This window comes from Gordonia insulae, assembly GCF_003855095.1.
GTDB lineage: Bacteria > Actinomycetota > Actinomycetes > Mycobacteriales > Mycobacteriaceae > Gordonia > Gordonia insulae.
The window spans coordinates 2,477,254-2,489,392 of the sequence record NZ_CP033972.1 but is presented as its reverse complement, the minus strand read 5'-3'; the positions used below and the strand labels follow the sequence as shown (position 1 = coordinate 2,489,392).

The window sequence follows — 12,139 nt, the reverse complement described above, 5'->3', positions numbered from 1 at the left end:
ACTGATTGCACCTGAGAACATGTCTCAGCCACTGTGGTGAGGCCGAATCCTCGAGGATTTTCGGTGCTCAGCCGCCGGAATGCATGATCTCGGCACCCTCCGGGACGACGTCCTCGTCGGGGTTGTCGAGCCATCCGTCGGGCAGCGCGACCTTGGCGGGCGAGCCCTGACGGCCGCGTGGTCCGTGTCCGTCCGCCGGGAATTCGGCGTCGGCGGGCAGGGTTGCGACCAGTTCGCTCAGTTCATCGAGGGTGCTGACCAGCGACAAGCGGCTGCGCAGGTCGGAGCCGGCGGGGAAGCCACGCAGGTACCAGGCGACGTGCTTGCGGATCTCGCGCATGCCCTTGTCCTCGCCGTGATGTGCGGAAAGCAACTCTCCGTGGCGGACGATGATCTTCGACACCTCGCCGAGATTGGGCTGGGCAGGTGCTGCGAGACCGTTCAGTTCGGCCGCGAGCTCGGCGAACAACCACGGCCGACCCAGGCAGCCGCGACCGATGACCACACCGTCACAGCCCGTGTGACGCATCATGGCGACGGCGTCCGCAGGCTCGAAGATGTCGCCGTTGCCCAGCACCGGCACATCGGTCACATGTTCTTTCAGGCGGGCGATCTCATCCCAGTCCGCGGTGCCCGAGTATCGCTGCGACGCGGTGCGGGCGTGTAGTGCCACGGCCTGCGCGCCCTCTTCGGCGGCGATGCGGCCGGCGTCGAGGTGGGTGTGGTGGTCGTCGTCGATGCCGATGCGGAATTTCACCGTCACCGGGATCGACGTGCCCTCGGTGGCGCGCACCGCGGCCGCGACGATGCGACGGAACAGCTTGCGTTTGTAGGGGATCGCCGATCCGCCACCGCGTCGGGTGACCTTGGGGACCGGGCATCCGAAGTTCATGTCGATGTGGTCGGCGAGATTCTCGTCGACGATCATCTTCGCCGCGGCGTAGGTGTTCTCCGGGTCGACCGTGTACAGCTGCATCGACCGCGGGTTCTCGTCGGGCCCGAACGTGGTCATGTGCATGGTCACCGGGTGCCGCTCGACCAGGGCGCGGGCGGTGACCATCTCACACACGTACAGCCCCGACACCGTGCCGGTGCGTTCGAGTTCGAGTTCGCGGCACAGCGTGCGGAACGCGACGTTGGTGACGCCGGCCATCGGTGCGAGTACGACCGGGCTGGAGAGCTCGATCGACCCGATCCGCAGCGGAGCCGACGCCGAACCGGCGCCCTCGGAGATCGAGGGCGCCGGCGTCGACAAGATCGGTGCGGTGCTCAGGATGCCTGCTGCTCCCGCTTCTTGGCCTCGCGGGCGAGCGACCGGTCGCGCATCTCCTCGAAGCGGATGGTGTCCTTCTCGAGCTGCTCGAGGAACGAGGAGAGCTCCTCGCGGGTCTGCTCGCCGGCGGAGGTGAAGTCCTCCCGCTCGAAGACCTTCCACTTGCGCAGGACCGGCATGATGACCTCTTCGAGGTGCTGGCGCAGGTCGTAGATGCCGTGCTTGGCCATCAGCACACCGTGACGACGGAAGTTCGGCATGCCGGCGCCGGGCATCTGGAAGTTGGTGACGATGTCGGTGACCGCTCGCAGCGTCTGATCGGGCGAGATGTCCATGCCCGCACCGCAGATGTTGCGGTAGAAGATCATGTGCAGGTTCTCGTCGGCGGCGATGCGCTGCAGCATCCGGTCGGCGATCGGGTCGTTGCAGGCCTTGCCGGTGTTGCGGTGGCTCACGCGGGTGGCCAGCTCCTGGAAGGTCACGTAGGCGACGGAGTGCAGGATGCCCAGTTCGTCGGCGTACTCCTCGAGCTCGTCGGCGCGTCCCGCGGCCGCCAGCATCGGGTCGTAGCCGTTGGTCATGTGGATCATCCGGGCTTCTTCGAGGGCGACGGGATCCACGCCGCGGGTCACGACGAGGTAGTCGCGCATCGCGATGCCGTGTCGGTTCTCCTCGGCGGTCCAACGGCCGACCCAGTGGCCCCATGCCGAGTCCATCGAGAAGTTCTCGGCGATGACCCGGTGATAGGACGGCAGATTGTCCTCGGTCAGCAGGTTGGTGATCATGGCCGCCTTGGCGACCTCACCGAGCTGGGACTGCTCGGGGTCGTAGTCGACGCCGCCGAGCGCCGCGTAGTTCTTGCCCTCGTCCCACGGGATGTAGTCGTGCGGGTTCCAGTCCTTGGCGATCTTGAGGTGCCGGTTGACGTTGTCCTCGGCGACCGGTGCCAGCTCCTTGAGGAGCTCAAGCTGGGTCAGCTCGCGTGCCATTGTTGCCTCCGAACGGTGGTGGTCCGCATGTCATGCCTGTTGTCTGTGGTCTGCTCGGCGCGGGACTGCGTGGTGATCAGTGGTCCAGGGTACGACACCTGTCCACCTGGCCCAAGTCCGTACTTACGGAATCGTAACCGCGCGTATGTGCCGTTACGTGCGCGATGCGTGTTCTCGGTCACGCTCCGGCCTCGGCGGCGACATATGTCCCGTGCCCGGTCGATGATGGCCGACCGAGCCCGTGTTGTGTGTCGTTCGACGCGGATTCACAGCCGATCCGCAGGCCGCCGCTCCCCAGGCGGTGCCGCCGAATCCCCCCGCAGCCCCGGCTACCGCCGCCGGGCGAACATGACCCCGAATGTCTCCATCCATCGGGCCGCGTCCTCGTCAAGGGTACCGAGTTCGGCCGACTTCTCGCACCACCTCATGGCGGCCTGTCCGAACTCCATCGGGTTGTAGACGTCCTCCTCGCGACTCCACAGACCGTTGCCCGCGTAGGTGAGGATGGTGATGTTGGTCGCGGTGATCAGGGTGCCGTCGCCGGGATCGCGCATCGGGTTGTCGACCTCGCAGATCACCCGGCCGGTCGGGGCGTCGACGACATGCCACAGCGACGGGTATCCCGTCATGTGGCTCCCGGGGAACGCGGTCATCGTCTTCCAGATCCAGCTACGGATCTCCTCGCGGCCCGACATCGTGCCCAGTGCGTGTTCGACGTAGTCGGCGTCCTCGGTGAACAGCTCGGCGAAGCGGTCCCAGTCGCGGCTGATCGCGATCTCGGCGACAGTCTGCTGGAACCCGCGGAATGCTTCGTCGAGTTCGGTGGCGGTGAAAGTGGTCATCGAGGACGAATCGTACTAGAACGTGTTCTAGAAATGTTCGGTTGACGTGAACTCCGCGGTATATCCGTGCGGCGGTCGATTCCCCGGTGCATCATGGTCACGCCGGGGTCGCGTGGTCTCCGATCACGAGGAAGTAGTGGTGCAATGCAGCGTCTCAGCGGGCTCGATGCGTCGTTTCTCTATCTCGAGACACGATCTCAGCTCATGCACGTCATCGGGCTGATCGAGATCGATCCGAGCACCATGCCCGGCGGGTACAGCTTTCCCAAACTGCGCGACGAACTGGAACGCCGGATCAGTGCGCTGCCCAATTTCCGCCGCAAGCTGGACAATTCGGTCCTCAACATCGATCACCCGGTGTGGATCGAGGACGACGACTTCGACATCGAACGTCACGTCCACCGGGTCGGGGTGCCGGCGCCCGGCAGCGTGCTCGAGTTGACCGAACTGTGCGCGCATCTGGCCGGACAGACCCTCGACCGGGGCAAGCCGTTGTGGGAGCTGTGGGTCATCGAGGGACTCGCCGACGGCAAGGTCGCCGCGATGCTACGGATGCACCACGCGGGCGTGGACGGTGTGACCAGTGCCGATCTGCTCGCCCAGCTGTGCACGATGACGCCCGAGGCCCCGGATCTCGATGTGGAGAAGATCCACCAGACCGCCGGTGGATCGTCGCGCACCACGATGGCGGTGACCGGTGCGGTCAACTATTTCGTGCAGCGGCCCATCGCGATGGCCAAACTGATCCCGGGGACCGTCGGGGTCCCGGTCGGGTGGCTTCGCCGGACGCGATCGAACACCGCCATGCCCGCGCCGTTCCGTGCGCCGCGCACCCGGTTCAATGCGCCGATCACGCCACATCGATCTCTGGCGCTGACCCAGCTGTCCCTCGACGACATCAAGCGGGTCAAGAATCGTTTCGGCGTGAAGATCAACGACGTCATCCTGGCCATCACCGGTGGTGCGATGCGCAGCTATCTCGAGGAACACGGTGAACTGCCCGAGCAGCCGCTGGTCGCGATGGTGCCGGTGTCGGTGCACGGCGCCGACGAGAGTTCCCTGGTGACCGGTGGCACCAACAAGGTGACCGGCATGTTCACCCAGTTGCCGACCGACCTCGACGATCCGGTGGAACGCGTCGAGCAGGCCGCGACCTTCGCGCGCACCTCCAAGGACCACCACGCCGACATCGATGCGAACATCCTGCGCGCGTGGGCCCAGTTCGCCCCGGGTACCACGATGTCGACGCTCATGAAGCTCTACGGCGACCGTGGGCTGGCGCTGTCGCATCCGCCGATCTTCAACGTCCTGGTCTCCAACGTCGCGGGTCCCGACTTCCCGGTCTACTTCCTGGGGTCGCGGGTCACCGGGGTGTACCCGCTGGGCCCGATCTTCCACGGCCTGGGCCTCAACATCACCGTGTTCTCCGCGGACGGTCACATCAACGTCGGCATCCTCGCCTGCACCGACCATGCGCCCGACGTCTGGGCGATCGCCCACGCCTTCGACGAGGAGCTCAAGCAGCTGCTCGAGGCGTGCGACTGAGCTGCACGAACCGATCGGGTCAGAGGGCGTCGAGCCAGGTGCGGCTGCTCGCGTCGGACGGCGACCGCCAGTCGCCCCGGGGTGACAGGGAACCGCCGGAGCCGATCTTCGGGCCGTTCGGCATGGCCGTCCGCTTGAACTGGCTGCTCATGAACCGTTTGAGGAACACCGACAGCCAGTGCTCGATGGTCGACGGGTCGTATTCGTTGCGACGTTGCGCGACAATCAGTTCCGACCAGGCGCCACGTCCGCGATCGCCCCACGCCTGCGACGCCAGGTAGGCGATCTTCGCCGGACGGTAGCCGAAGCGGGTCAGGTGATAGAGGAAGAAGTCGTGCAGTTCGTACGGCCCGACCGTCCCCTCGGTGCTCTGGATGGCGCCGTCGTCGTCCGCCGGGACCAGTTCGGGGGAGATCACGTCGTCCAGGATCTCGGCGAGCGTGTCGGTGGTCTCCTGCGAGTACGTGCTGGTCGTGATCATCCACCGGATCAGATGCTGGATCAGGGTTTTCGGCACCGACGAGTTCACGTTGTAGTGCGACATCTGGTCGCCCACGCCGTAGGTGCACCAGCCGATGGCCAGTTCGGAGAGGTCGCCGGTGCCGAGCACGATCGCGCCGTTGTGGTTGGCCAGCCGGAACAGGTGGGATGTCCGTTCGCCCGCCTGCACGTTCTCGAAGGTGACGTCGTAGACCTTCTCACCGCGCGCGTACGGATGCCCGAGATCGGCGAGCATCTGCTCGCACGACGGACGGATGTCGAGCTCCGTTCCGGCGACGCCGAGCGAGTCCATCAGCACGTGGGCGCGCCGTAACGTGGCTGTGCCGGTGGCGAATCCGGGCATGGTGTACGCGAGGATGTTCGTCCGCGGCAGTCCCAGCCGATCGAAGGTGTCGACCGCGACCAGAAGCGCGAGCGTGGAGTCGAGGCCGCCGGACACGCCGATGACGATCTTGTCGATGCCCGTGGCCCGCAGACGTGCGGCGAGTCCCTGCACCTGGATGTTGCCGACCTCCCGGCACCGGGCATCGCGGTCGGCGGAGTCCGCGGGCACGAACGGGAACCGCGCGACCTCGCGCCGCAGCGTGTCGTCTATCTCCTCGGTGGCACCCAGCCGGAAGCGGATGCGGCGCAAGGGCTTCAGATCGGTGGCGAAATCACCCACCTGGTCGCGCAGGCTGATCATCCGCATGCGTTCCTGACGCAGTCGGTCGAGGTCGATGTCGGCGCTGATGATCTGTTCGGTCATCTCGAACTGATCGGTGCGGGCCAACAGGGTGCCGTTCTCGGTGATCAGGGCGTCACCATCCCACGCGAGGTCGGTGGTCGATTCGCCGAAACCCGCCGCGACATAGATGTGGGCGGCGATGCAACGCGCGGAGTGGCTGGTGCACAGCGACTTCCGGTATGACTCCTTGCCCACGGTCACCGGGCTGCCGGACAGGTTCGCCAGCACCGTCGCGCCGGCGAGTGCGGCCCAGGTGCTCGGCGGGATGGGTACCCAGCCGTCCTCGCAGATCTCGACGTGCACCGCGAAGCCCTCGAGGTCGACGGCCTCGAAGATGAGGTCGGCACCGAACGGCACCTCCCGCCCGAGCACGGTCGCGGTGGTGACCGCGGCGTCCCGGGCCGCGGAGAAGTACCGCTGTTCGTAGAACTCCCGATAGTTCGGCAGATACGACTTCGGCACCACGCCCAGGATCTGGCCGTCGTGGAGCACGGCGGCGCAGTTGTACAGGCCGTCGCCGACGACCAGCGGCAGCCCGACGGCGACGAGCGGACGTGTGCCGCGGGTCGCGTCCACCACCGTCTGCAGACCCGTCAGGCAGGCATCGAGTACCGCATCCTGCTGGACGAGGTCGTCGATGCTGTAGCCGCACAAACCGAGTTCCGGGAACACCACCAGGCCGGCACCCTCGTCGGTGGCCGTGCGCAGCAGCTCGACGGTGCGCTCGGCATTGACCACCGGGTCGGCGATCGACACGACCGGCACCGCGCCGGCGACCCGCGCGAATCCGTGCTCGTAGACAGACACACCCCGAGCCTAGCCTGCGGGCCACGCGGTCAAAGCACTGTGCGACTGCGTGGCCCGACCGTCACAGGCCCAGATCCTTCGCGATGATCGTCTTCATCACCTCGTTGGTGCCGCCGTAGATCCGCGACACCCGGGTGTCGGCGTAGAGCCGCGCGATCGGGTACTCGAGGATGTAGCCGTATCCGCCGTGTAGCTGCAGGCACTTGTCGATGACACGTCCGGCGGTCTCGGTCGCGAACAGCTTCACCCGGGCCGCGTCGGGGACCGAGAGTTCACCGGCGTTGTGCAGATCAAGGGCTCGGTCGACGAACTGGCGGATCGCCTCGACGTCGGCAGAGCATTCCGCGAGAACGAACTTGGTGTTCTGGAACGAGGCCACCGGCTTGCCGAAGACGTCGCGCTCCTTGGTGTAGGCGAGCGCGTGCTGCACGGCAGCGGCCGCGGTCGCCGATGCGCCGATCGCGATGGTGAGGCGTTCCTGCGCCAGATTGTGAGTGAGGTACGAGAAGCCCTCGCCCTCGTCCCCGAGACGATCCTCGACGGGCACCTTGACGGCGTTGAACGACAGTTCTGCCGTATCCGAGGCCTTGAGGCCGATCTTCTCCAACTTGCGTCCGACGGTGTATCCCTCGGATGTGGTGTCGACGACGAGGATCGACAATCCCGCCCGGCGATTGCCCGCGTCGTACGGCGCGGTCCGGCAGACCACCAGCACACGGTCCGCGAGTGCGCCGCCGGTGATGAACGTCTTCGCGCCGTCGAGGATGTAGTGGGTGCCGTCCTCGGTCAGCGTTGCCGTGGTGGAGATGTTCGCGAGATCCGAACCCGTGCCCGGCTCGGTCATCGCGATTGCGAACATGATGTCACCGGAACAGAATCCGGGCAGCCACCGCTGCTTCTGGTCGTCGGTCGCGTGTTCCAGCAGGTAGGGGAGGATCAGGTTCGAGTGGACCGAGTAGCTGCCGAAACTCACGCCGGCCGCCGACGTCTCCTCGGCAATCACCATCGAATAGGTGAAGTCGGTGACACCGCCGCCGCCGTACTCCTCGGGTGCCTCGATGCCGAGCACGCCGAGATCGCCGAGCCGGTTGTAGAACTCGCGCGGCGGATGTCCCTGCTTCTCCCAGTCGGGATACTGCGGCACCACCTCTTTGGCGATGAAATCTCGAACGGTTTTGCGGAAGGCTTCGTGATCCTCGCTGAACACGGTGCGCTGCATGTGATCTCCCCTCAGTTCTCGCGGTACTCGCGAAGAAGTCCCTTGCTGATGATCTGTTTCTGGATCTCGCTGGTGCCTTCGCCGATGAGCAGGAAGGGGGCTTCGCGCATGAGGCGTTCGATCTCGAACTCTTTCGAGTATCCGTAGCCGCCGTGAATGCGGAAGCCGGCCTGGGTGACCTCGGCGCAGTACTCGCTACAGAGGTACTTGGCCATGCCGGCCGCGACGTCGTTGCGTTCACCGGAGTCCTTGAGCCGGGCGGCGTTCACCATCATCAGGTGAGCGGCCTCGACCTTGGTCGCCATCTCCGCCAGCGAGAACGCGATCGCCTGGTGTTCGGCGATCGGCTTGCCGAAGGTGGAGCGTTGCTGGGCGTAACGCACCGCGAGTTCGAAAGCGCGCTGGGCGACACCGCAGGCGCGTGCGGACACGTTCACCCGCCCCACCTCGACCCCGTCCATCATGTGCGCAAAGCCCTTGCCGGGCTCGCCGCCCAGGATGTCGTCGGCGGACGCGCGGTAGCCGTCGAAGACGAGTTCGGTGGTGTCGATGCCCTTGTAGCCCATCTTGTCGAGCTTGCGCGGGATGGTCAGTCCCGGGAGCACCTCGCCGAATCCGGCAGGTTTCTCGACGAGGAAGGTGGTCAGGTTCTTGTGCGGTTTCTCGTGGCCTTCCTCGGTGCGGACCAATGCGGCGACGAGCGTGGAACTGGCACCGTTGGTCAGCCACATCTTCTGGCCGCTGATCGAATAGTCGCCGTCGCCCGTGCGTTTGGCGGTGGTCTTGATCGCGGCCACGTCGGAGCCGAGTTCGGGTTCGGACATGGAGAATGCGCCGCGCACCTCGCCGGTGGCCATCCGCGGCAGGAGTCGCCGCTTCTGTTCGTCGGTGCCGTGCTGGCGCAGCATGTAGGCGACGATGAAGTGGGTGTTGATGACCCCCGACACGCTCATCCAGCCGCGGGCGAGTTCCTCCACGCACAGCGCATAGGTCAACAACGACTCGCCGAGCCCGCCATACTCCTCGGGGATCATCAGCCCGAACAGGCCCATCTCGCGCATCCCGTCGACGATCTCCTGCGGATAGGCGTCGGCGTGCTCGAGTTCCTGCGCATTCGGGATGATCTGCTTGTCCACGAACCGACGAACATTCGCCACGATCTCGGACTGGATGTCGGTCAACCCCAGGGTCTGCGCAAGTCGGGTCATCGTGACCTCTTCTTCTCGTCGGCGGATTCGTGTCGAACAGCAGCCGATGGTGGCCGAGGCCACACTGGTCGACCCTCTCAGCATGCCTGTCGCGCACCCGCGGCAAAACGATGCGTTCGGCTATCGATGCCTTAGCGCCAACCAATGATGCGCGGTCGCGGCCTGCCTGACCTGGACCCATAGGCATTCACAGTTCGTCGATTCACGGAACGGACATTGCTCGTGAACGGGGCAGCACGTTCAATCGGACCAGTGTGATCCAGAGCACGAGATCGATGGATTCGTCGCCTACATCACACGGCGGGTTCCTCCGTTCATCGTGACCTCTCGCCCACCTTCCCCATCTCGAAGGAGAGCACATGCCCACCACCGACGCCGCCGATGCGGCGACCACGAACCTCCCCGCGCCGGAACGCGCCGCGGACTCCTCCGGAACGCGACGAAAGGCCTGGGGCTTGACGTCGCTGCTGGTGGCCTTGTATGTCGTCAACTACGCCGACAAGGCGGTGCTCGGCATCATCGCGCAGCCGCTCGCCGACGAGCTGGGGCTGCGGTCGTCACAGATCGGTCTGGTCGGCAGCCTGTTCTTTCTGACCTTCACGATCGGCGGGTTCTTCGCCGGCGCCCTCAACAGGTGGCTGTCGTTGCGCTGGGCGTTGGTGCTGTTGGCGCTGTGCTGGGCGTTCGCCATGCTGCCGCTGGTGGCGGTCGCGGCGTTCGCCGTCCTGATCATCAGCCGCCTGTTCCTCGGACTGGCCGAGGGACCCAGTTCGGCGTTGTTGCACACCGCGGCCTACTCATGGCATCCGCCCGCCCGCCGGGCGCTGCCCGGTGCGCTGCTCGCCGGTGCCGCATCGATCGCGAAGATCGCGGTCGCCCCGATCCTGGCACTGGTGACAGTGAACCTCGGGTGGCGCGCTGCGCTGGTGACCCTTGCCGTCGCCGGGGTGCTGTGGTGTGTCGTCTGGCTGGCCACCTGGCAGGACGGGCCCTACATCGCCGGTGCGAAGCACGTCGACGATGCCGAGCGAGAGACGACCGCCGATCCCGTCGCCGACGAGCCGGCCGTCCCGTGGGTGCGGATCTTCACATCGCGCACGTTCATCGGTGGGGTGCTGCTGGTGATGAGCGTCTACGCGTTGGTCACCGTGGTACTGACCTGGTTGCCGTCGTACTTCGAGGTCGGGCTGGGCTACAGCCGGCTGCAGGCCGGGTCGATGTTCGCCTTCCCGTCCATCGTCGGCCTGGCGCTGATGCTCATCACATCGGTCATCGGCGACCGACTCATCTCCCGAGGCGCGACGTCGCGCAAGGTGCGGGTGATCGTGCCTGCGGTCGGCGTGCTCATCTCCGGTGTTCTGCTGTTCCTTCTGCCATCGATCAGCGCGCCGGCGATGGCGGTGCTCGTCGTCTCGGTCGGTTACGGGTTCGCGACAACGGTGTTCCCACTGCTCAACGCCGCGATCTCGGAGATCTGCCCGCCTCGCCAGACCGCCGGAACCCTCGGCGTCTTCCTCGCGATCATGGCCATCGGTGGCCTCGTCGCCCCGTACGCGACCGGGGTCGTCGTCGACGCCGCCCCCAGCCCCGCGGAGGGCTACGCGACGGCGTTCCAGATTCTCGGGCTAGTCGCCTCGGTGTGCGCGGTGATCGCCTTGGTCCTGTGCAATCCGGAACGCGACAAGGTGCTGGTCCGTCGCGGTCTGGCGGACGCCTCCGACGGCCCGCAGCACGTCTCATAGGCGCGGGCTATCCGACCGTGAGCGTGAATCGACTTGTGATCAAACCGACTTCATGGTCGATTCGAGGTGGGTCTCGATGACCTCGGTCGCCCGCAGGATCCAGAAGTCAGCAGTACTCACCAGAAGGAAGTCCAATGCGTGATGCAGTGATCGTCGACGCCGTCCGCACCCCGATCGGACGCCGGCGTGGCGCCCTCGCCGGAATCCATCCCGCCGATCTGTCGGCGCACGTGCTCGAGGCGCTGGTGGACCGCACCGGTCTCGATCCGGCGACGGTCGATGACGTCGTCTGGGGCTGTGTGAGTCAGGCGTCCGAACAGGCCGGCAACGTCGCGCGCACCGCGGTCCTGGCCGCGGGTTGGCCGGAGTCGGTCCCCGGCACCACCGTGACGAGGGCGTGTGGCTCGAGCCAACAGGCGCTCAGCATGGCTGCGGCCGCGGTGATCTCCGGCCAGCAGGACATCGTCATCGCCGGGGGAGTGGAGTCGATGAGCCGGGTGCCGATGGGTAGCGCCGCCCCCAACGGCGAGAGCCAGCCGGCCACCGTCCTGGACCGCTACGGCGTCGACCGGTTCAGTCAGGGCGTCGGTGCCGAGATGATGGCCGAGAAGTGGTCCTTGAGCCGCACCGTCCTCGACGAATTCTCGCTGCGCTCACATGAACTCGCCGCGCAGGCGGTCGATGCGGGCGCGTTCGACGGGCAGCTCGCACCGATCACCGGGGTGCTCGAGGGCGATGAGGGTATCCGTCGCGGCGGCACCCTGGAGTCGATGGGCAAACTGAAGCCGGCGTTCAAGGACGACGGAGTCATCCACGCGGGCAACGCCTCCCAGATCTCCGACGGGGCGGCGGCGCTGCTGGTGATGAGCAGCGAGACCGCGGTGCAGCGTGGTCTCACGCCGATCGCTCGAGTGCACACAGCCGTCGTCGCCGGAGACGATCCGGTCATGATGCTGGCCGGTCCGATCGCCGCGACCGCCAAGGCCCTCGAGAGGTCAGGTCTGTCGATCGGTGACATCGGCGCCTTCGAGATCAACGAGGCATTCGCCCCGGTGCCGATCGCGTGGCAGATCGAGACCGGCGCCGACCCGGCGCGGGTGAACCCGCTAGGCGGCGCCATAGCAGTGGGTCACCCGCTCGGCGGATCCGGCGCGATCCTGATGACACGCCTGATCCATCACATGCGCGACAACAAGATCCGCTACGGACTCCAGTCCATGTGCGAGGCCGGCGGCATGGCGAACGCGACCATCGTCGAACTCGTCTGATCACTCACCCGGCCGACA

General features: G+C 66.3%; 9 protein-coding genes. 3 read left to right on the top strand and 6 right to left on the bottom strand.

Going from position 1 to position 12,139, the window contains the following annotated elements; translation table 11 throughout:
- Positions 1-67: 67 nt before the first annotated feature.
- From dusB to D7316_RS11270, 3 genes are all read right to left on the bottom strand, one after another.
- Positions 68-1,255: a tRNA dihydrouridine synthase DusB gene (gene dusB / locus D7316_RS11280; protein ID WP_197718217.1), complete on the bottom strand. Its 1,188-nt coding sequence runs from the start codon at positions 1,253-1,255 to the stop codon at positions 68-70.
- A 14-nt stretch (positions 1,256-1,269) separates the two neighbouring features.
- Positions 1,270-2,262 (bottom strand): acyl-ACP desaturase, encoded by a 993-nt coding sequence (locus tag D7316_RS11275; RefSeq protein ID WP_124708327.1) that lies wholly within the window; start codon positions 2,260-2,262, stop codon positions 1,270-1,272.
- A gap of 329 nt (positions 2,263-2,591) precedes the next feature.
- Positions 2,592-3,104 (bottom strand): nuclear transport factor 2 family protein, encoded by a 513-nt coding sequence (locus D7316_RS11270; protein WP_124708326.1) that lies wholly within the window; start codon positions 3,102-3,104, stop codon positions 2,592-2,594.
- A gap of 144 nt (positions 3,105-3,248) precedes the next feature.
- On the opposite strand from D7316_RS11270, the gene D7316_RS11265 reads away from it, so the two are divergent.
- On the top strand, positions 3,249-4,649 hold the full coding sequence (locus D7316_RS11265; RefSeq protein ID WP_124708325.1) for a WS/DGAT/MGAT family O-acyltransferase: 1,401 nt from the start codon (positions 3,249-3,251) through the stop codon (positions 4,647-4,649).
- 19 nt (positions 4,650-4,668) lie between these two features.
- Here D7316_RS11265 and D7316_RS11260 read toward each other — a convergent pair whose 3' ends face one another.
- The 3 genes from D7316_RS11260 to D7316_RS11250 form a co-directional block, all read right to left on the bottom strand.
- Positions 4,669-6,684 (bottom strand): NAD(+) synthase, encoded by a 2,016-nt coding sequence (locus tag D7316_RS11260; RefSeq protein WP_124708324.1) that lies wholly within the window; start codon positions 6,682-6,684, stop codon positions 4,669-4,671.
- 61 nt (positions 6,685-6,745) lie between these two features.
- Positions 6,746-7,903: an acyl-CoA dehydrogenase family protein gene (locus D7316_RS11255; RefSeq protein WP_124708323.1), complete on the bottom strand. Its 1,158-nt coding sequence runs from the start codon at positions 7,901-7,903 to the stop codon at positions 6,746-6,748.
- Positions 7,904-7,914: 11 nt separating this feature from the next.
- The gene (locus D7316_RS11250) at positions 7,915-9,111 is read right to left on the bottom strand and encodes an acyl-CoA dehydrogenase family protein (protein WP_124708322.1); all 1,197 of its coding nucleotides are present in this window, start codon (positions 9,109-9,111) and stop codon (positions 7,915-7,917) included.
- Positions 9,112-9,470: 359 nt separating this feature from the next.
- Between D7316_RS11250 and D7316_RS11245 the strand changes: the two genes are divergently transcribed.
- Complete coding sequence (locus D7316_RS11245; RefSeq protein WP_124708321.1) at positions 9,471-10,853, top strand: MFS transporter; 1,383 nt, start codon at positions 9,471-9,473, stop codon at positions 10,851-10,853.
- Between the two features lie 134 nt (positions 10,854-10,987).
- Positions 10,988-12,121 carry a thiolase family protein gene (locus tag D7316_RS11240; RefSeq protein ID WP_124708320.1) on the top strand — a complete coding sequence of 378 codons (1,134 nt, stop codon included), beginning with the start codon at positions 10,988-10,990 and terminating at the stop codon, positions 12,119-12,121.
- The last annotated feature ends 18 nt before the right edge of the window (positions 12,122-12,139 follow it).